This is a genomic window from Vibrio sp. 10N.222.51.C5 (assembly GCF_041474575.1).
In the GTDB taxonomy this organism is placed as follows: Bacteria; Pseudomonadota; Gammaproteobacteria; order Enterobacterales; family Vibrionaceae; genus Vibrio; species Vibrio crassostreae_C.
This window is the reverse complement of the sequence record NZ_JBFRUJ010000064.1, coordinates 1-20,726: the sequence shown is the minus strand read 5'-3', so window position 1 is coordinate 20,726 and position 20,726 is coordinate 1. Positions and strand designations below refer to the sequence as shown.

Here is a 20,726-nt window from a genome sequence, read left to right as displayed (position 1 = left end):
TTACTCACTCTTGATTTTCCAGCTCTTCGCATCCCGCATCTCGTTTACGCGAATCTGATCTTGGGATACAAAAAAAGGCCGCCTAAGCGACCTTTTTCAGATACTTGAAGTCAATTACTTCACACGACCAACGTATTCGCCAGTACGAGTATCAACTTTAACAACTTCACCGATTGCGATGAATAGAGGTACGCGAACTACCGCGCCAGTTGCTAGAGTTGCAGGCTTACCGCCAGTACCTTGTGTGTCGCCTTTAAGGCCAGGATCGGTTTCTGTTACTGCGATCTCAACAAAGTTTGGTGGAGTTACTGTGATAGGGTTATCATTCCACAACGTTAGAGTACATACGTCGTTTTCAACTAACCATTTAGAAGTCTCGCCTACTGCTTTTGCATCAGCAGCGATTTGCTCGAATGTTTCGTTGTTCATGAAGTGGTAGAATTCGCCATCGCTGTATAGGTAGCCTAGTTCAACGTCTACAACGTCCGCTAGTTCTACTGTATCGCCTGACTTAAATGTTTTCTCTAACACTTTGCCTGACAGCAGTTTACGAAGTTTAACACGGTTAAACGCTTGGCCTTTACCTGGCTTAACGTATTCATTGTCGATAATTGAGCAAGGCTCGTTATCCATCATGAATTTTAAACCGCCTTTGAATTCATTGGTGCTTACTGACGCCATGATTTTCTCTTCCACATCTTTGAGTTAATTTCAATGCCGCATATCATAACCCGAAAAGTCGAATCTGTTGAGCAAAACTGGCTCAAACAACTATCGAATGCGATCTCTGACCCGACAAAACTGCTTGAGGCATTGGAAATAGACCCAACACCATGGCAAGCAGGCTTCGCTGCTCGTGAGTTATTTGCACTTCGGGTACCTCTTAGCTTTGTCGAACGAATGGAAAAAGGCAACCCACACGATCCATTGCTACGACAAATTTTACCGCTAAGCGAAGAGTTTGAGGTACACCAAGGCTATTCCGCTGATCCACTGGAAGAGCAAGACAACGCCATTCCTGGGCTACTGCACAAATACAAGAACCGTGCACTGATGATTGTGAAAGGCGGTTGTGCGATTAACTGCCGCTACTGCTTCCGTCGTCACTTCCCTTACCAAGATAACAAGGGCTCGAAGTCTGTTTGGCAAACCAGCCTAGACTATGTGGCTGCTCACCCAGAGATCAACGAAGTTATCTTGTCGGGTGGCGATCCACTGATGGCAAAAGACAGCGAACTAGAGTGGCTAATTCATGCTATCGCACAAATTCCACATGTGAAAACAGTTCGAATTCATAGCCGATTACCGGTTGTGATTCCCGCTCGAGTAACGGATGAACTATGCCAATTGTTAGCTCAAACTCGCCTTAATGTGGTGATGGTGAGCCATATTAACCATGCCAACGAAATTAACTTAGAGCTCAAACAAGCTTTCCACAAGCTTAAGTTAAGTGGTGCGACTCTGCTCAACCAAGGCGTGATGCTTAAAGGCGTAAACAACAGCGCTAACTCATTGAAAGAATTAAGCGAAAAGCTATTCGACGCCGGTATTTTACCTTACTATATGCATGTACTTGATAAGGTTCAGGGCGCAGCGCACTTCTATATTTCAGATGAAGAGGCGAAGCATCACTTTAAAGGATTAATCTCTGAGGTTTCTGGCTACCTAGTACCTAAGTTAACCCGTGAGATTGGCGGACGCAGCAGCAAGACACCGCTCGACCTACACATTGAATAGAGAAGTTGTATCAATGAAACACAATACCTCAGTTGCTCCACCAGCAACCACATCTCAACCAGCGCTTAGGTTCAGCTCAAGAGGTTTCACCATCATCGAGCTGGTCGTGGTGATCGTGATTCTAGGTATTGTGTCGGTCACTGCAGCTTCTAAGTTCCTCAACCTTCAAACCGATGCTCGTATCTCGACATTAAACGGCCTTAAAGGCGGAATGGAGGGCGCAAGTGCTATGCTTTATGGTAAGACATCAGCATTGGGCTTAGATAAAGCAGCTAGCGCATCGATTAATGTTGAGGGTGACAATATCTCAGTGGTCTATGGCTATCCTGCAGCGATGAACGATCAAACTTGGTCACAGCTCATCGAATCAACCTTTCTAGATGCTGTTTGGGATACGGGTCGAGCTGACTGGTTCTTTACCAACACAGATGCGAATGATGGCATTATTCTTTATGCGCCTTCTAGCCGAAAAAAACAGGCTGATAACTGCTACCTTGAGTACCAAGAAGCGACAGAGACCACGACACCAGCCTTCACCTTAACAACAAGCGGCTGCTAGGTTTTAAGTAATCTTTATCAATCGTTAAGACAAAAAGTTTTTGTTCGATCGTCCGGTCTATTATTAGCATACTCGGCTCTATTCTAAATTTTTAGGAGGGGTGATATGTCACAATTTATAGAACAAACTCTCAACCTTGCCCCCTTTAGCTGGGCAGGCCTCGCTGCATGCATGCTGTGTGGTTCTTTAATCGGAATCGAAAGGCAAACACGCGGTAAACCCGTCGGAATCCGAACGTCGATTCTGATCATCAGTGGTACCTATTTCTTCCTCACCATGGCGATCAGCCTATCCCCCAACACACTCGATCAAGCTCGTGTGCTTGGTCAGATAATTACGGGTGTTGGATTTCTTGGGGCTGGTGTAATGATGACACTGGATGGCAAGATTCATGGCGTGACTTCAGCCGCAATTATCTGGGTACTCGCAGCATTAGGTATGATGATCGCACTAGGGCATCTTTCCCAATCGGTCATTATCACGCTAATGGCGCTAGTGATTCTGCTTGGTGTCGATAAAGTGGAAAACAGCTTCCAAAGCTTACGTCGTGGCGTTCACCAAAAGTGGATGCGAAAAGGTCGCGTGAAGAAATAGCGCAGCACTTGATAGCCTTAGTGGTAATGCCAATGATACAAAGAAGCCTAGTCAAACGACTAGGCTTCGCATTATTTTGGGAGAACTTAATACACCTGAATGCACACCTGATTCTTACCCGCAGCCTTTGCCTTATAGAGCTGCTCATCAGACGAACGAATACTCTGGTTTTCCCACAAGTGCCCTACGCTGTCGAACTTATACAAAGAGTAAAGCGTCGCGCCACCAGACACTGAGATACTAATCTTGTCACCCGTAGGGCATCGATAACTCTGTAGGCTAATGTCGTTTTGAATTCGCTCAAAGATCGATGAAAGCAACTCAGACGATTCACCCGTAATCGCGACAACAAACTCTTCGCCACCAAATCGAGCCACGATATCTTGCTGTCTAACGCTGTTCAGCATCAACCGAGCAACATGGCAAATCACCTCGTCCCCCACTTTATGGCCATGCTGATCATTAACGACTTTGAAATCATCGATATCAAACACGCCAACCCCAATAATCGGCTCTTCATCTTGCGCCAGTAATCGAGCCTCAAAACCACGTCGATTCAGCAAGCCCGTTAATGGGTCGCGCATTGCTAGCTCATTTAAACGCTGGTGCTCTTGTCTTGTATAGAAGCGCCATAGCCATAAAACCGAGAGCAGATACAAAACCAACAGTATCGAAAGCTGAATCTTCTCCATCTCCAATACATGCAGAAAGTGCTCGCTCTTATCTTCTTCAATACTCAGATATAGCTGGGTGTTAATGTCATCAACATACAGAGGCTTGGAATACGTAAAATCCATAAACCCGTATTTGTTTGCGCCTCGAGTACTTGTGACTTTATAGCCATGGGTAGGGTTCGATACTAGGTTCGAGACATAACCATCGACACCCAATACCCCTTTAAACTCACCATTAACGTAGATTCCTTTGGTTAAGGTCACCACTTTCTGACCTGTCAGGTAGTCATCATATTGGCCGGTATACACCACTTGGTCTTGCCCTTGAGCTAAGCCAAAGCGAATCGTGTTCACCCAATAAGGCCTGCTATTCACAACCGAATCAAAGGTGTCGCCCTTAATGTAACTGGCAAAATCAGAAGGCGAAGAGATAATGAATTTCTCTTTTGAAATGAAATAAATCGCAGAGATGGTATCAATGGTATTGGCAAAATAAGCCATGGTCGGCGCGATGAACAGGCGCTTACCCGCTTCGGTATAAAGGTCCGATTCCGGGTTGCACATCTCGCGAGGGCCAGAGAACATAAAATCAAAACGAGGGGCATGTTGCTCCTCACTGGTGAAGTAACACGTCTCACCCTCGATCTTTTTGTCATGCGAGAATACGTAGGTATCCCCATGCAGTGGATAAAGCGCAGTGATGTTGTACTCAAGCGCATTTATGATCTGTGTGAGCTCCGCTAAAGAGCGTGTTACGCCTTGGTTTTCCATTCCATACTGTTTATCTGATTCTTCCGCTGAATCAACGAGCAACAAGCTCAAAACTACTAAAAAACTGGCGGTCAGGCCTAAGAAAGCCTTTTTAAAATCGACGGTATGGTGGTTAATCAAAGCATATAAATCATCATTAGGAATTTATCGCACATTGTACTCATTAGTAAAAATACTGCAATAGAAAATATAAAACAATATGCTTATCTATTTTGGAGGGGCGTTTGGATATCTATAAGAAAATGTTGAGTTGCAATAACGCCTAAGTCAGATGCACTTAGGCGTTATGAATCACTATAGTAACACTAAGCCTTACTTAGCAAAGTTTACAATCGGGAAGCACGGGAAGAAACCGTTGTCAGCACAGTTGATCAGACCAACTTGTACGCCTTCGATTTTGTTGGTTTTGTTGAAGATACCAACCTGAACCGTAGACACTTCTGAAAGGTTCGCTGCACCAACATCAACCATAGTGTTACCTTCTGAGTAGTTTACAAAACTCACGTTCGCGCCTTTCACATCATTAGTAATGTTCACAGCACCCAGGTTAACACCGGTTGTTTTACCCGTATTCCAGTTGAAGAAACCCAGAGATGCACCGGTCATTTCTTGGTTCACTTTTGATGCACCAAAAATACCAAGGTTCACACCTGTGGTCGTTTGCGTCTCAGACATACCAACAACGGCAAGATCGACACCTTTAAGGTCGTTTACTTGTCCGTGAAGCAGAGCCAAACGCACACCGCCAACCGCATCTGAATCAGGTGCGTTGAAACCGTTAATCGTTGAAAACATAACAGGCGAAGAAGCAAATGCTGCCGGTGCCATTACTGCTGCCGACACAGCAAGTACTGAAAGTAGTTTTTTCATTGGGGAGTCTCCACTGACTTATTGTTCACTTGATTAATCCATTTTTAATCAAGCATTTATTGTCCTTTATTCAACAGCTACCCATGTTAAATCAATGTAATAACTGTACTGTTGAATATAAGCCGCTAAATCATAAAGAGCAATGGTTAAGAGCAGATGCGGGATTCGAGTGAACGAGATGCGAAAAGCAAAAAAAAACAGAGACCGAAACCTCCGCTCTAACGCTTATTATTCCAAACAAAAATCTAGGCGAGAAAATCAACATGTTTCACAAGCTTATAGCCCACACACTTATTGCCGCATCTAAAGCGATGTCATCCTAAAAAATTTATTGATAAAAGCTCAACAGACCTCAGGTATTCAAAAACTAATGTTCGTAAAATTCTGAAAATAAACTAAATTCTAATATAGGAATAGAACGATATGAAACAGTGGGAATAGCATGGTTAAGGAACCTACGAATAAACAGACCATTAAAGCGATTATTTCGCGTGGTTTTTTGGCTATCGTGTTATTTTTAGGCCTCTATATCTATGTTAGCCATGCTCTGAAGAACAAAGAGCAGGACATGATTAATCTCCAGCTCAGTCTTTCTGAAGCTTATAGCGTTATGCTCTCTGTCAGACGACAAGAGCAGCAGTTTGTTTCCACAAGGCAACCAGAGATTCAAGAACAACTCAATATAAAGCGAAGTCAGCTGATCGAAAAGCTGGCTGAGATCGATGGGAAAATCGTACGAAGCGACCTCAATATTTCTTTTAATTATGCCAAAGTTGTCGAGTATCTCGACGAGTACCACACCGCCTTTACATTATTAGCCCTTGAGTTAGTCAGCATACATGGCAAGAGGGACCAAATTGGGCTCATTGAGAAACTAAAAAATGCAGCGTTGACACTTGAGCGCTTCGTACATGAATCCAATAATGTGCAGCTTGAAGAATTGACTTTAGAAACACAAGATCTCATGTATCAGTTCTTTACCGATTTTGATCAGACAACATTAGATAAGATTGTCGATTCATTGTTCAAAATCCAAGATGAAATAGAACAGAATTCCCGAACGATCAGTGCATTAGCTTCGTTTAATAATTTTAAACGCCACTTTTGGCGATTGCAGCGAGGGTTAAAGAGTGTCGGGTACAGCTCTGATAGCGGCCTCAAAGGAGAACTCACCAGCAGTATTTATCATGTTGAAGATGAGCTCAACTTACTTTTCACCGAAACACCCAAGCAGATCGCAGAGAGCCTGACGCAGATAAAGTCGTACAGCTACTTATCGACAGCCGCATTAGGAGGGGTGACGTTACTGGTGCTGCTTTATGTTGTGTGGCGTGCCAGTCAACTTGAAACTCAATTGATTGTTTCACAAGAGAAAGCACGACAAGCAAACCGTGCAAAAAGTGCCTTTCTTGCCAATATGTCTCATGAGATACGGACACCGCTTAATGGCGTGATTGGTATGTCAGAAATACTGGCAGAAACCAAACTATCCGCAGAACAGAAAGACTGCCTTGGGACTATCTATACCTCTTCTCAAACCTTACTTATGTTGATCAACGATGTTCTCGATCTGTCCAAAATTGAATCGGGTAAACTGGAAATTAATCCACATACGACAGACTTAAGAGAGCTGCTGTTTGATAGCGTGACTCTGATTTCTTCTAAAGCTTATCAAAAGCAGATTAAGTTGGAAGTTGAAATTGATGGCGAGCTCCCAGAGTACATTCATGTTGATGGGAATAAAATTCGCCAAGTGTTGATGAATTTAGCCTCAAATGCGATCAAATTTACAGAACAAGGCTCTATCGTATTCACCGCTAAACGGCTTCCATCATTGGAAACAGAGTGTGTGGTCGAGTTTTCTGTTCGAGATACGGGTATTGGTATCGCAGCAGACCAACAAGAGCACATTTTCAAAGCGTTTTGCCAAGAAGATACCAACATCACCTCCAATATTGCGGGGACCGGATTAGGGCTTAGTATTTCGTCACGTATGGTGGAAATGATGGGAGGCTCGATAAACGTTGAGTCAGAGAAAGACGTGGGCAGTTGCTTTCATTTCCAATTAACCGTAGTGCCATCAGATCATTCTGAACATAAAAATCGTAAACAAACCGTTGTCTATTATTCAGATGCGCCATCGAAACTTTTACTCGATGACTTGTTCCGCCTTGGTTACTCACCACAACTAAAATCAATCGAAACAAACTTGGCGGCAACTGACCTCCCAGAGATCGCTTTGATGGAAGATATTAACCAAGCCAAAACACTGCATCGCTTAGCACCAGAGGTGAAAATCATCATAGTGAAAGATAATCTTAGTGATCCTATGAGTGAGTGTCATTTTATCTCAGGCTATGTGACTCTTCCTATGCTCGGTTCCCGCTTAAGTAGCATGTTGAACTCCGTGCTTGAAAGGTCACAGCCACAACCCCCTCAACATCAACCTGAGCCGATAGAAGCGACTGTACGTCAAAAAGTCCTCGTAGTTGAAGATAACCGCGTAAACCAAAAGGTGGTATGTATCAATTTAGATAAGTTAGGGATTGAATATTGGGTTGCCAATGATGGACAAGAAGCGATTGATTTATATAAAGGGCATCATCAAGACATCGGCCTTATCTTGATGGACTGCATGATGCCGAATGTAGATGGCTTTGAGGCAACAGAGCGAATCAGGCGCTATGAAGAAAACCTGCAACTTCAGGCAACACATATCCTCGCTTTAACGGCATCCGTGCTCGATGATGATATTAAACGTTGCTTCGAGTGTGGAATGAACGATTATCTTCCAAAACCATTTAAGCGTGACATGATGCTGCAAAAAATTGATGAACAACAGTTTACGCACAAGGCAGGCTGACCAAGGAGCTTTGGAAAAAAGGGTGATGGTGAAGCTGAAATACAGATACGGGATGCGAATAAATAAGGCTTAAGAGCAAAAAAACGGAGACCGAAGTCTCCGTTTTCTAAAGCTTATGTGTGACTTTCTCTGCTATAGAGAAAGGGGGATGATGTAGGGTAGCAGCGACGCATTACTGCGACACCGCCCCCTAAGAACCGTACGTGCGAGTTTCCCCGCATACGGCTCAAGCCTTTATAAGCACCTACCTAAGTAAATGCCAGCAACTCAAACATGTAATTGCCTATGACAATTAATATGCAACATCATAAGATTTTCGCTATTGTCCGAACCACCATCGACTCGTCGAATGATATGGTGAACATCCCATTCATCTTCAGAGGCAAACTGCCGGTGGCATACCGCACACTGGAAACCCTGCCTTTCGGCAATCTTCCAAAGCTTCATGTTACCTGATAAAGATTTCTTCAATCTTCTGATCGTCAAACTTTCAAAATATTGCTCATCTTCTGGTAAGTAACAATTCGCTAATGCCTTAATCTTTACATGCTTGTCGATTTTCACTCTCGATGCGTAAAGCAAACGGTAGTAGCCATCTTCCTCTTTTGGTCTTGGTGCACTGAATACCCAATTCCTATCCCCTACTGACTTAAAGTATTTATCTTTAATCCAGCGTTTTCGGCGATTAGAATGGATACGTCGACACCAACGCCAAAGCATCTTCCAGATTCGGTAATCTACATACTTGAATGTCTCACTAGCACAGATCCAACGATGGTAATTACACCACCCTCTGATCATCGGGTTCAACTTGGCAATGATTGCACTCGCTGGAGCCGTTTTGTGACTATCGAGATAATCTTTTATGTTTTTCAAAAAGACTTTCACATTCTTTTTCGCAGGCTTGATTAACATCTTGCCTTTGTATTTCCGAACGTTCTGCCCTAGGAAATCAAACCCATTCTCTATATGTGTGATTAATGTTTTTTCCTTCGACAGTTCTAACCCACGATCCGCCATAAAGGCTTCAACTATTGGCAGTACTTCTTGCTCTAACAACTCTTTCGAGATGCCAGTGATGACGAAGTCGTCAGCATATCGCACATAGTTAACCTTAGTTTTATAACTAGCTTTGGTGTTTTTCTTCCCGAAATGAGATTCCAGCACCGCATCTAGCCCGTCTAAAGCCATATTCGCAAGTACAGGAGAAATAATTCCTCCTTGCGGTGTACCTGCTTCTGTTGGATTCCAACTTCCAGATTCCATAAATCCGGATTTAAGCCACTTCTTGAGTATCACTTTATCCATAGGGATATTAGCGATTAACCAATCGTGACTAATGAAATCAAAACACCCTTTAATATCCCCCTCTAATACCCATTGGGCACTACTCTTGCGACTGAGGTTTACGAAACATTGTTCAATAGCATCAGCACAATTGCGGTGAGGACGAAATCCATAGCTATGTCTGTCCGCTTTGGTTTCCGATACAGGTTCTAGCGCTAACAGGTGCAGTGCCTGCATTGCTCTATCACGCATGGTCGGTATTCCTAGCGGACGTTCTTTACCATTAGATTTAGGAATGTAAACCCTCCTTAACGGCATTGGCTTGTAGCCTTTACTCGTTAGAGATTGAATAGCATCCCATTTCAAAGTTGGTGTATTCCAAAGTACTTTGTCGACACCTGATGTTTTCTTTCCACGGTTTTCGGTTACCCGTTTTACCGCTATCGCTTTGGCAGAAAAAGAGCGTATTAACATGCGCTGTAGCTTTTTAATTTGCCTGTTATCGCCGTGTTTAGTTGCCTTCGCAATCCGTACTTGTAGCTTCTTTACTCTTTGATGGCATAGCTTCCAATTAATGGTTTGCCAGCTATCGTTCGAGTATGAGAATGCAGGTAGACACTGTGCCTTACTCATCTTGCTTTCCTCATGGTGGATCCCCCATGTGGAGTGAAGATAGATCTCCCCTAAGGGTGAAGTATCATTCACCCTTAGGGGGACAAGTATCAACCAGCGAACGAAGTTCGCTAGTCATCCTTCGGCTTTACAAGCCTTCTTACGATTAAAGACCTAATGGAAGTCTGCACTCTTTCGAGTTGAGGCAAAGTCTGAACCTCTATCTTGGCGATTACAGCCAAGCATTCGCTTTATCCATCGCTCCCATACCCACTCATCCAACAGCTCCCCTTACGGGTTACCTGCCTCGAGGGCGAATAATTGGGCTTACCAAGTTCCTGTATTTGTACAATTAGTTACTTAGGTTCTACCTATTCAACGGTGGCACAACAGTAGCGTAATCCCAGATGTAAAAGGAATAACCTGTCCACATACCTTTTGGTCAGAGCGCCTTGCAGTAATCAACCTAGATTGATTGCTACAAACAAAGACATTTCGCTCGTCGCGGCTGACGTTGTTTATCAGTAGTTCACATACGTTAACCTTATAACCAAGCCTAGCCTCTCAATCGGTCGTCATTACCGATATCTGTATTATTTGCTCGCGCAAACGACACACCTTTTCAGGGAGTACATTGTCAGGAAGCTTCGCACCAATCCGTTACCAGATTCGCACTATCCCTAGGCTACTACTTGCTACAAAGTAGGTCTTATCACTCAAACTGTTATTGAGAGTAAGACAATACAAACACAAGCTTCAGTCAATTGACTGTTGAAGCACCTCTTCTTGTTCTGTCAGTGAGGAGTACTCACTTTCAGCTAAGAAGCCAAGAGCTGCAGTTTATGAGGGCATGCCAAACCATTGGCATGTCGGTCCCATGTCTTTCCTTTTTAAAGGCAGTTTCCTGCGCGTTGGTGCCAAAGATTATTACTTTGAATGCACATCGGCATAGTTAACTAAGAGGCAGCACGCTGCCTCTGACATATTTCCGTTTCGAAGACCCTTTCGGGTATGGAGGTTGGGTGAGAGGAACTCTAGGCAGAGCGTTATCATTACATCCTCGGAGTTGATAACTAGGGCGGTTATATCCAACGATATTTCCGCCCACCTCAGTACATTATCCTGAGGAACAGTCAATGCGACCCTTGTCGCACTACATCATGCCACCCATACCACCCATACCGCCCATGCCACCCATATCAGGCATTGCAGGGCCAGAATCTTGTGGCTTATCAGTGATCATCGCTTCTGTTGTGATCATAAGACCAGCAACTGACGCTGCGAACTGAAGTGCAGAGCGAGTTACCTTAGTTGGATCTAGGATACCCATTGCAATCATGTCGCCGTATTCGCCAGTCGCCGCGTTGTAACCGTAGTTACCTTCGCCAGCACGAACATTGTTAGCAACAACAGATTCTTCATCACCTGCGTTCTTCGTGATTTGACGGATAGGCGCTTCCATTGCACGTAGTGCAACACGGATACCGACGTTTTGCTCTTCGTTGTCACCTTCAAGGCCAGCAACTTTAGATGCAGCGCGGATAAGTGCAACACCACCACCAGCAACCACACCCTCTTCAACTGCAGCGCGAGTTGCATGAAGTGCATCTTCTACGCGGTCTTTCTTCTCTTTCATCTCAACTTCAGTTGCAGCGCCCACTTTGATTACTGCAACACCGCCAGCTAGCTTAGCTACGCGCTCTTGAAGTTTCTCTTTGTCGTAGTCAGACGTTGCATCTTCGATTTGTTGACGGATTTGAGAAACACGACCTTGGATCATTGTTTCTTCGCCCGCGCCATCGATGATGGTTGAGTTTTCTTTAGTGATAGTTACACGCTTAGCTTGACCTAGGTCTTCTAGCGTTACTTTCTCTAGGTCTAGGCCGATCTCTTCAGAGATAACCGTACCGCCAGTTAGGATAGCGATGTCTTGCAGCATAGACTTACGACGGTCACCGAAACCAGGCGCTTTAACAGCAGCCACTTTAACGATGCCACGCATGTTGTTCACAACTAGAGTTGCAAGCGCTTCGCCTTCTACATCTTCAGCGATGATAAGAAGTGGACGAGATGCCTTAGCAACCGCTTCTAGAGTCGGAAGAAGTTCACGGATGTTCGAAACTTTCTTGTCGATAAGAAGAATGAATGGGCTTTCTAGATCAACAGAACCCGCTTCTTGGTTGTTGATGAAGTAAGGAGATAGGTAACCACGGTCGAACTGCATACCTTCAACTACGTCTAGCTCGTCTTGTAGAGCCTGACCTTCTTCAACCGTGATTACTCCATCACGACCTACTTTTTCCATCGCTTCAGCAATGATGTTACCTACTGTCGAATCAGAGTTCGCAGAGATAGTACCTACTTGCGCGATAGCTTTTGTATCTGCGCATGGAACAGAAAGGCCTTTTAGCTCTTCAACTGCAGCGATAACTGCTTTGTCGATACCGCGCTTAAGATCCATTGGATTCATGCCAGCAGCAACGGCTTTTAAGCCTTCAGTGATGATTGCTTGAGCAAGAACTGTTGCTGTAGTCGTACCGTCGCCCGCCGCGTCATTCGCTTGCGAAGCCACTTCTTTAACCATTTGCGCGCCCATGTTTTGGAACTTGTCTTCAAGTTCGATTTCACGTGCAACTGAAACACCATCTTTAGTGATCGTTGGTGCGCCAAATGATTTGTCTAGAACAACGTTACGGCCTTTAGGACCTAGCGTTACTTTTACTGCGTCAGCCAGAACGTTTACACCTTCTAGCATTTTAATACGTGCGTCATTACCAAATTTAACGTCTTTAGCAGCCATCTTAATTTCCTTTCAAATTCTTTGTTTCGGGGCGTCTCATCGTTATCGCGTCATTCTGAACAGTGAGGGACGAACGTGATTCAGAATCTACTCAAATCGCACTCTGTTTAGATTCCAGATAATTCGTTCCTCATTTCTGGAATGACGATATGAATCATCCAACACTGGCTCTGATAACTTTTACTGAGAGTTAAATGAAAAATAGATTACTCGACGATCGCCATGATGTCGTTTTCAGACATAATCAGAACTTCTTTGCCGTCGATTTTTTCAGTTTTCGTGCCGTAACCTTCAGCAAAGATAACGGTATCGCCAACTTTTACGTCCAACGGTTGCACTGAACCGTTTTCTAGAATGCGGCCTTTGCCGACAGCTAGAATGATACCGCGAGTCGATTTTTCTGCGGCAGAACCAGTTAGAACGATGCCACCAGCAGATTTAGATTCAACTTCTTGGCGCTCAACGATAACTCGGTCATGTAGAGGACGGATATTCATCGGTCTTATCTCCTGATAATTTCCATTTAAATTTTGATAGTTGCCACGATTAGCGTGGGGTTAAAGAGTATGTTGGGGCGATGTGGAAGATCCCAAGGGGGGAAGTAGGACTTTTTGTGAAGAAACTCAAACAACAAGGAGTAATAAAAGAAAAATGGCTAGTGATAACACTAGCCATTAGAAACTTAGTCTTCTTTCCTAAACGCAAAACGTATTAGAACTATCGCAACACCCAACATGCCACCTAACAATGTGCCAAGAACGACAATCAAAGCACGCTTAGGCTTGTCTCGAGTTATCGGCTGCTCAACATTTTCGAGGTAACGGAACGTTTGAAACTCAACATTACGGTCAATTTCAAGATTATTAAGCATATCCAACTTTGCATTAATCTGTTGTAAGCGCGGCTCTATAACGCTTAAATTTTTAACAGACTCTAAAGCTTTGACTTTCGCATCTAAGCCTTTTGCACCTAAGTCGATACTAAATAATTCTTTTGCATTACCTGTTTGTATTGGCTTATTGACACCTGCAGATTTGGCAATTTGAGCAGCGTACTTCGCTCGTTGAGTTTCGACTAATAGTTGATTGCTAGCTTGACTTTCTAAAATTCTTTTTTGTTGAGTTAACTCATTTTTTTTACCGCTTACTACTGCTTGTAAGTTATTGAACGCATCTTGATGGACTTTTAACTGGGTAGCCATAATATAAGCAGTTAACAAATCGGCACTGCTTTCTTTAGTCGTTGCCTGAAAGCTAATAACATATGGTGAATTAGGCGAATTTTTATCAACTTTAGAAGCAGAAACCCTTTCAAACCAAGTACTATAGAATACCCTGGCATCATCTATTGTCATATCTGGACTGTTACTAAACACGGAGCTTTTGTACTCTTGGAACTCAAGACTATTGTCTAAGAACGCTCTTTTGTTATTAGTTGAATTAAATACATTCTCAAAACGTTGAAATAGTACTTCAGAATTAACTAGACGATTCAACTCTGAACTAACGAGCACAGTACCATCATCTTGATAAATATCAAAAACCGGTTGAAACTGTTTCACTTGCTTCTGATATTCAACAATATCTTGTGGTTGGGCCTTTGTAACTTTTGCGTCAGATGACCACCACTCTTGAGATTGTAAGGCAAAGGCAATACTGCTAGCAGTAAATAAAGCAGTGATCAATGTGATTATTAATTTACCATTCCACAACACCTTGAAAAGCTCTCTCAAATCAATCTCATCGTTCGCTGTGTACATCGGTGGATTTTGCGGGGAGTACGGCTGTGGTTGTGTCTGTTGCTTCACTGTAAATCTCTCAAAACATCTAAATTATTAACGGCAGAATGCTATCACACCGTATGCTGTTAGTATTGTACGATTTGTAAACTTTATGAAAGTGATCTTCAGAGAGATGACAATTCACTGTATTCTACTGCTATTATTCTAGTTCAATCGGCGTTTTACATGCAAGATAAGCACGGGCTATTGACCGCCCCAATTGAGAGCACATTGCGTACCATGACCATACCGACTATCTTCGGTATGGTCGCGATCTTGATGTTTAACTTGGTCGATACTTTCTTCATCTCACTACTCGGCACACAAGCACTTGCAGCAGTGAGCTTTACCTTTCCAGTTACCTTTGCCATCAACTGCATCACAATGGGCATAGGTGTGGGGCTTTCCACATCTATTGGGCGGTTACTGGGCCAAGGCTGCGCGCAAAATGCCGCTCGTTTTACTTGTCATGGATTATTGCTTGCCGTGCTGCTTGTTGAATTAGCATCAACACTGGGGCTTGTAACTCTAGAACCCATGTTTGGCTTATTGGGTGCAGAACCAGAATTACTGCCACTGATATCTGAATACATGACGGTTTGGTATTTAGCCATCCCGCTACTTGTTATTCCAATGGCAGGCAACAGCGCGATACGAGCGAGTGGCGATACAAAAACCCCCGCCAAGATCATGATGTTAGCGGGCCTGATTAACGGCATCCTCGACCCATTATTAATCTTCGGTTACGGACCTTTCCCTGAACTCGGGATACAAGGCGCCGCCATCGCCAGTGGTTTCAGTTGGTTTGGTGCGTTGTGTGGCTCACTGTATGTATTAATCCAACGAGAGAAGTTACTCGCTCCACCAAAAGCTCAAGAAGTTATCCGCGACTGGAAACAAATCCTCACGATTGGAACACCCGCCGCACTTTCAAACGCGCTAAACCCGCTCGCGGGAGCCATCATTATGATAATGTTGGCCAAACAAGGAACAGAAGCCGTTGCCGCTTATGGTGCTGCTCAGCGTATTGAGTCGATTCTGATCATAGTCTTGATGTCTCTCACTTCAGCACTCACCCCTTTTATGGCACAGAACTTTGGAGCAGAGAATCCACAACGTAGTTTTAAAGCCCTGTTCTTAAGCATGCGTTTTGCCGTGTTGTTCCAAGGTTTGATCTTTTTAATGATGGTGCCACTGAGCATCCCATTAGCTGCCCTCTTTTCTCAGGAAGAGTCTGTTCGAGGTATTTTGTGGCACTATCTGTTAGTCGTGCCATTTAGTTACGGTTTCCAAGGCATTGTGATGATGCTAATCAGTGCAATGAATGCCATGCATCAACCACTCAAAGCCTTCCAATGGAGCTTCATGCGCCTGTTCGTATTTACCCTGCCATTTGCCTGGGTGGGCAGCCAACTTGATGGTGTCGAAGGGCTGTTTATCGGCCTAGCGCTAGGAAACATCATGGGCGGTATTTCAGGGTACTTGTTTGCGCTTCGTATAAGGGATAAAGCAGATACGGGATACAGAAAGGGTTAAGAGCGTTAAGCGGATACGAAATTCGAAGTGCTTGAGAGCAGAAAGAGACTAAAAAGGAAGATAACATGGAAGGCAGCACTTACAAAGTGCTCTACGAAGCGCCGATTGGTAAGATGATCATTGTTAGTAATGGCGAAGCAATTATTGAAATCGACCATTTAAACCATGATGAGACTATAACTTGCAACCCCGATGAATTATGCCTCAAAGTGTCTCGCCAGCTAGACGAGTATTTTGCTGGTCAACGAACTGAATTTGATTTGCCATTGAAAGCGACAAAAGGCACGAACTTTCAAAAATCAGCTTGGCAGGCACTCACCTCTATTCCTTATGGCGAAACCATTAGCTATGGCGAGCAAGCAAAGAGAATGAGCAACCCTAAAGCAATAAGAGCGGTGGGAGGTGCGAACGGCAAGAACCCGTTTAGTATTGTGGTTCCATGCCACCGAGTGATTGGTGCGAATGGAACATTAACGGGCTATACCGGCGGTATGAATCGCAAAGAGTGGCTGTTGGATTTTGAACGTTCAGTTGTAAAGAAGGATGAGAGTAGCGAGTGACGAGATGCGAAAAGCACGTCACTCGATCCCGAACCTAGCACCTTTAATTACGTCATTCCCTACAGCGAGGAACGAGTATGATAGGGAATCTCTCAAGGTACTGAATGTGACACATCAAGCATGCATGAGATTCTAGACTGTCATTCCTCAATTCAGGAATGACAGTCTAGAGCAGATGAAAGTAACGAGATTCGGGATGCGAAAACATGAACGGTTCTCATTCTGTTCGTGACCGGCTTACTGGCATCACACCCTCTTTTAAGATCTCCTCATCTCGCTTACTCGTATCCCGCATCTATTCTTCAAGATCCAGATACAAAAAAACGGCCACACTCACGTGTAGCCGTTCTAGTATTAGATGAAAGTTAAAAGTTATTTAACTAAAACATCACCTGACATTTCAGCAGGGATCTCTGTACCAGTTAGAGATAGCATTGTTGGTGCAAGATCAGACAGTTTACCGCCCTCTTTGAACTCAACGTCTTTGTTACCTACGTAGATAAGTGGTACAGGTAGATTAGTGTGTGCAGTATGGATGCCGCCCGTTTCTGGGTTGACCATCATTTCTGCGTTACCGTGGTCTGCTGTGATAAGCAATTGGCCGTCAGCTTCTTTGATTGCTTCAACCACTTTACCAAGACATTCGTCTAGCGACTCTACGGCTTTAACTGCTGCATCGTAAACGCCAGTGTGGCCAACCATGTCACAGTTAGGGAAGTTACAAACGATAGCGTCGTATTTACCGCCTTTGATTGCGGCAACAAGCTTTTCAGTTAGCTCTGGCGCGCTCATTTCTGGCTGTAGGTCGTACGTTGCTACTTTTGGAGAAGCAACAAGTTGACGCTCTTCGCCTTCAAACTCGTCTTCGATACCACCATTGAAGAAGAACGTCACGTGTGCGTATTTCTCTGTTTCAGAGATACGTAGCTGTGTTTTACCTTCCTTCGATAGCCATTCACCGTAAGTGTTCTCTAGAGAAGCCGGTGGGAATGCACATAGAAGCGGGATGTCTGCTGCGTATTGAGTCAGCATAACGAAATCGATCGCTGGGAATACGTTACGAGCAAAACCATCGAAATCAGGAACGAATGCACGTGTAATTTCACGAGCACGGTCAGCACGGTAGTTCATGAAGATAACTGCATCGCCATCTACGATAGCTGCAGACTCTTCGCCTTCAGCTTTGATTTCAGTCGCTTTAACGAACTCATCGTTTTCGTCACGAGCGTAAGCTGCTTCTAGACCAGCCACAGCAGTGTCGAATGTGAACTCAGCTTTTGCTTGAGTCAGCAGGTCGTAAGATTCTTGAACGCGATCCCAGTTGTTATCACGATCCATTGCGTAGTAACGACCAATAAGCGAAGCCACACGGCCTTTACCTAGTTTAGCGAATAGCTCTTGGAAACGTGCCAGTGTGTTTTCTGCGCTACGTGGCGGCGTATCACGGCCGTCTAGGAATGCATGCAGGTAGATTTTCTCTGCGCCACGCTCTGCTGCCATTTCAACAGCCGCGTAGATGTGATCTTCATGAGAGTGAACGCCACCTGGAGACATAAGGCCCATGATGTGAACCGCTTTCTCAGCTTTCACCGCTTTATCGATAGCGTTCACTAGCGTTTCAGTTTGGCCGAACTCACCATCTGAAATTGACTTAGTAATACGAGTAAGATCTTGGTATACCACGCGACCCGCACCAATGTTGGTGTGACCCACTTCAGAGTTACCCATTTGGCCATCAGGTAGGCCTACATCTAAGCCAGAAGCCGAGATTAGCGTGTTAGGTTGGTTAGCAATAAGACCGTCTAATACTGGTGTCTTAGCGTTCGCGATAGCGTTGTCTTGGTTGTCTTCACGGTAACCGTAACCGTCAAGGATCACTAGAGCCATTGGCTTCTTAGCTGACATAGGACTGACCTCGTTCAATTCAAAATAAATCGGTATAAAAACAAATTAGCGTAATTTTACTACAGTTTACAGCCAAAACTGTAGTGGAAGATCAAGAAACGTCTCAGGTAAGAGGATCGGATATGAAAAAAAGTGTCATTTATATCGCCTCCCAGCGAAGTACAATCGATTAGCCATATAACGCCATAATCTCTTTTAGATACAACAGAGAAAGATCACGTAGATGATCCTCATCCCTTTCAACTCTAATTTAAATACACTAAAATACTCCCAAATACATTATTAGGCTGAATCGTGTTCACTTCATTCATTGACCTCTTTTTCCTGTTTTTCTTTTCTCTTGCGACTACTTTTACCATGCGTAAATTTGCAAAAAAAATAGGGTTAGTTGACAAACCCAATGCTCGTAAATTACATAAAGGTGCCATTCCCTTAGTTGGTGGAGTATCAATTTGTATCTCCATTGTCTATTTCTTATTCAACAACCCAAATATTCTCCCGAATACAGGCCTCTATACAGCATGTATTCTAATACTTGTTGGTATCGGAGTTTTAGATGATAAATATGACATCAGCTTTAAACTAAGATTTGCTGTACAAGCGGGGCTATCTGTTATCATGATGGTTGTGGGCGGTATTGAACTTAATACAATCGGTGATGTGTTCGGGAGTGGTGAAGTGATTACACTAGGCTGGTTTGGTTATCTTGTTACCATACTGGCTGTCGTAGGAGCCATTAACGCATTCAACATGGTCGATGGAATTGATGGGCTATTAGGAGGGCTGTCCATCGTTACTTTTGGTGGACTTGGCATTATGCTAAATTTTGATGGACAATCAAGTTTAGCTTACATTTGTCTCGTATTAATCGTTACCATTATCCCATATATCTTACTCAACCTCGGTGCATTTGGCCGAAAAAGAAAAGTGTTTATGGGAGATGCAGGGAGTATGCTGATTGGTTTTACCGTAATATGGCTTCTGTTGCTTTCAAGCCAAAACGGGTCTACACCACCACTTCGCCCGGTGACGGCACTTTGGTTAATTGCTGTACCTTTAATGGATATGGCTGCAATTATGATCCGTCGAGTTCGCCGTGGCGACTCACCTTTCAAGCCAGACAGAGAGCACCTACATCACATCTTCCAGCGCATGGGACTGAGCTCAACACAAACGCTTATCGTTATTTGTAGCATTGCAACTCTCTATGCCATAATAGGTATTTCAGCTGAAATGCTAAACATTCCAGAGTATGCTATGTTCTATGCTTTTATCATCTGCTTTGCAATTTATCTAGTGATACTAAGTAACATCTGGAAAATCACTTCCTATATCAGGAAAAGGAAAACCCACACTAAATAATTAAAGAGCAAGTACAATAAAGCTTACCTAAAAATGTCTTAGCCACAGGCCGGTCTGACTTTACCACTCTGCGGTAATTAGGCGTTGAATTAGCCCTAACACTTATCCTATCATCAAATATTGATGACGGAACACCAATAAAACATATTTTAGATATATATTGTTCTGATACTATTATTAACAAAGTAGAAGAAAGTAAGTATTCATACTTCGACTTTTCATTGAAACCAACGTTTTGTTTACTTATCAGGTACTCCTTTCGAAGGTGGGATTTCTTATTGGTAACTTAACCAACCATGATCCCGCCCCAACAGACATTCAATACTGGTAGTGTCGAGTAGCTCATCCTTGCTCTAAAAGCACCGAGAGATCAAGTAGTAAAATATCTACAATAAGTATGCATCTTGTCGACACCTCACTGCTCCAATAACTCTCTTGCGCACCACTTCCCTGAAAGCTAAACCCAAAGACTCCTACTGCAACGGTATCACACCCCTGAATTACCTATCTGTATAAATCATAAAAATACATCACACCCGGTTGCATACTGATTACAACATAAGAAATCATTCACAAAACTAACACAAGGACAATAGGGAGCTCTTAGAGCTTCAAGTCATGCACTAAGAAGTGCTCCCTAGCTGGTGGGTATGAATCAGGGCAAGATTACGAAGCCCCTTGCCCTGCAAGGACTTGCGAAAGGTAAGCGTTATTGCGGTTCGCTTTTTTCTGCTTTCTTTTGATCCCTGCTTTGAAGCTGATTTCTTCCGTCAGCAGATTTAAAGCTATATGTCTTATAACTGCTAAATTCTCACC

The 20,726-nt window shown here is 43.7% G+C and carries 15 protein-coding genes and 1 pseudogene; 7 read left to right on the top strand and 9 right to left on the bottom strand.

Annotated features, from left to right (window positions below; translation table 11 throughout):
• Positions 1-114 precede the first annotated feature (114 nt).
• Positions 115-681: an elongation factor P gene (gene efp / locus AB4558_RS19385; protein WP_017061297.1), complete on the bottom strand. Its 567-nt coding sequence runs from the start codon at positions 679-681 to the stop codon at positions 115-117.
• Positions 682-714: 33 nt separating this feature from the next.
• Between efp and epmB the strand changes: the two genes are divergently transcribed.
• The 3 genes from epmB to AB4558_RS19370 all read left to right on the top strand — a co-directional run bounded on the left by epmB (position 715) and on the right by AB4558_RS19370 (position 2,890).
• Positions 715-1,737, top strand: a complete 1,023-nt coding sequence (gene epmB, locus AB4558_RS19380; protein ID WP_136987099.1) for an EF-P beta-lysylation protein EpmB — start codon at positions 715-717, stop codon at positions 1,735-1,737.
• Positions 1,738-1,750: 13 nt separating this feature from the next.
• Positions 1,751-2,296, top strand: coding sequence for a prepilin-type N-terminal cleavage/methylation domain-containing protein (locus AB4558_RS19375; protein ID WP_017067163.1), 546 nt, complete (start codon positions 1,751-1,753; stop codon positions 2,294-2,296).
• 105 nt (positions 2,297-2,401) lie between these two features.
• Complete coding sequence (locus AB4558_RS19370; RefSeq protein ID WP_004733333.1) at positions 2,402-2,890, top strand: MgtC/SapB family protein; 489 nt, start codon at positions 2,402-2,404, stop codon at positions 2,888-2,890.
• An 86-nt stretch (positions 2,891-2,976) separates the two neighbouring features.
• On the opposite strand, the gene AB4558_RS19365 is transcribed toward AB4558_RS19370, so the two are convergent.
• Both AB4558_RS19365 and AB4558_RS19360 read right to left on the bottom strand, forming a co-directional pair.
• A complete protein-coding gene (locus AB4558_RS19365; protein ID WP_017063163.1) occupies positions 2,977-4,455 on the bottom strand; it encodes a diguanylate cyclase in 1,479 nt (492 codons plus the stop codon).
• Between the two features lie 192 nt (positions 4,456-4,647).
• Positions 4,648-5,205, bottom strand: a complete 558-nt coding sequence (locus AB4558_RS19360; RefSeq protein ID WP_017068001.1) for a VC2662 family protein — start codon at positions 5,203-5,205, stop codon at positions 4,648-4,650.
• A 442-nt stretch (positions 5,206-5,647) separates the two neighbouring features.
• On the opposite strand from AB4558_RS19360, the gene AB4558_RS19355 reads away from it, so the two are divergent.
• Positions 5,648-8,068, top strand: coding sequence for an ATP-binding protein (locus AB4558_RS19355; protein ID WP_372074578.1), 2,421 nt, complete (start codon positions 5,648-5,650; stop codon positions 8,066-8,068).
• Between the two features lie 267 nt (positions 8,069-8,335).
• Here AB4558_RS19355 and ltrA read toward each other — a convergent pair whose 3' ends face one another.
• The 4 genes from ltrA to AB4558_RS19335 form a co-directional block, all read right to left on the bottom strand.
• The gene (gene ltrA / locus AB4558_RS19350) at positions 8,336-9,988 is read right to left on the bottom strand and encodes a group II intron reverse transcriptase/maturase (RefSeq protein ID WP_108156761.1); all 1,653 of its coding nucleotides are present in this window, start codon (positions 9,986-9,988) and stop codon (positions 8,336-8,338) included.
• A 1,132-nt stretch (positions 9,989-11,120) separates the two neighbouring features.
• Positions 11,121-12,767 (bottom strand): chaperonin GroEL, encoded by a 1,647-nt coding sequence (gene groL, locus AB4558_RS19345; RefSeq protein WP_017061290.1) that lies wholly within the window; start codon positions 12,765-12,767, stop codon positions 11,121-11,123.
• Between the two features lie 206 nt (positions 12,768-12,973).
• Positions 12,974-13,264, bottom strand: a complete 291-nt coding sequence (locus AB4558_RS19340; RefSeq protein ID WP_010433998.1) for a co-chaperone GroES — start codon at positions 13,262-13,264, stop codon at positions 12,974-12,976.
• Positions 13,265-13,449: 185 nt separating this feature from the next.
• Entirely contained in the window at positions 13,450-14,574 is a 1,125-nt protein-coding gene (locus AB4558_RS19335) for an LPS O-antigen chain length determinant protein WzzB (RefSeq protein WP_137002440.1), read from the bottom strand.
• A 159-nt stretch (positions 14,575-14,733) separates the two neighbouring features.
• On the opposite strand from AB4558_RS19335, the gene AB4558_RS19330 reads away from it, so the two are divergent.
• Both AB4558_RS19330 and AB4558_RS19325 read left to right on the top strand, forming a co-directional pair.
• Complete coding sequence (locus AB4558_RS19330; protein WP_372074575.1) at positions 14,734-16,083, top strand: MATE family efflux transporter; 1,350 nt, start codon at positions 14,734-14,736, stop codon at positions 16,081-16,083.
• 65 nt (positions 16,084-16,148) lie between these two features.
• Positions 16,149-16,643, top strand: coding sequence for a methylated-DNA--[protein]-cysteine S-methyltransferase (locus tag AB4558_RS19325; RefSeq protein WP_372074573.1), 495 nt, complete (start codon positions 16,149-16,151; stop codon positions 16,641-16,643).
• Between the two features lie 372 nt (positions 16,644-17,015).
• On the opposite strand, the gene gpmM is transcribed toward AB4558_RS19325, so the two are convergent.
• Positions 17,016-18,548, bottom strand: a complete 1,533-nt coding sequence (gpmM, locus tag AB4558_RS19320; protein WP_372074571.1) for a 2,3-bisphosphoglycerate-independent phosphoglycerate mutase — start codon at positions 18,546-18,548, stop codon at positions 17,016-17,018.
• Positions 18,549-18,842: 294 nt separating this feature from the next.
• Here gpmM and wecA point away from each other — a divergent pair, with 294 nt between their 5' ends.
• Complete coding sequence (gene wecA, locus AB4558_RS19315; RefSeq protein ID WP_137002398.1) at positions 18,843-19,910, top strand: UDP-N-acetylglucosamine--undecaprenyl-phosphate N-acetylglucosaminephosphotransferase; 1,068 nt, start codon at positions 18,843-18,845, stop codon at positions 19,908-19,910.
• A 666-nt stretch (positions 19,911-20,576) separates the two neighbouring features.
• On the opposite strand, the pseudogene AB4558_RS19310 reads toward wecA, so the two are convergent.
• Positions 20,577-20,726 (bottom strand): annotated as a pseudogene (locus tag AB4558_RS19310) (ISAs1 family transposase); the annotation flags it as partial.

Excerpts from the sequence above, each read along its gene's own strand:
- efp (WP_017061297.1), bottom strand. The coding sequence starts at position 681 with ATGGCGTCAGTAAGCACCAATGAATTCAAAGGCGGTTTAAAATTCATG.
- epmB (WP_136987099.1), top strand. The coding sequence starts at position 715 with ATGCCGCATATCATAACCCGAAAAGTCGAATCTGTTGAGCAAAACTGG.
- AB4558_RS19375 (WP_017067163.1), top strand. The coding sequence starts at position 1,751 with ATGAAACACAATACCTCAGTTGCTCCACCAGCAACCACATCTCAACCA.
- AB4558_RS19370 (WP_004733333.1), top strand. The coding sequence starts at position 2,402 with ATGTCACAATTTATAGAACAAACTCTCAACCTTGCCCCCTTTAGCTGG.
- AB4558_RS19360 (WP_017068001.1), bottom strand. The coding sequence starts at position 5,205 with ATGAAAAAACTACTTTCAGTACTTGCTGTGTCGGCAGCAGTAATGGCA.
- AB4558_RS19355 (WP_372074578.1), top strand. The coding sequence starts at position 5,648 with ATGGTTAAGGAACCTACGAATAAACAGACCATTAAAGCGATTATTTCG.
- ltrA (WP_108156761.1), bottom strand. The coding sequence starts at position 9,988 with ATGAGTAAGGCACAGTGTCTACCTGCATTCTCATACTCGAACGATAGC.
- groL (WP_017061290.1), bottom strand. The coding sequence starts at position 12,767 with ATGGCTGCTAAAGACGTTAAATTTGGTAATGACGCACGTATTAAAATG.
- AB4558_RS19340 (WP_010433998.1), bottom strand. The coding sequence starts at position 13,264 with ATGAATATCCGTCCTCTACATGACCGAGTTATCGTTGAGCGCCAAGAA.
- AB4558_RS19330 (WP_372074575.1), top strand. The coding sequence starts at position 14,734 with ATGCAAGATAAGCACGGGCTATTGACCGCCCCAATTGAGAGCACATTG.
- AB4558_RS19325 (WP_372074573.1), top strand. The coding sequence starts at position 16,149 with ATGGAAGGCAGCACTTACAAAGTGCTCTACGAAGCGCCGATTGGTAAG.
- gpmM (WP_372074571.1), bottom strand. The coding sequence starts at position 18,548 with ATGTCAGCTAAGAAGCCAATGGCTCTAGTGATCCTTGACGGTTACGGT.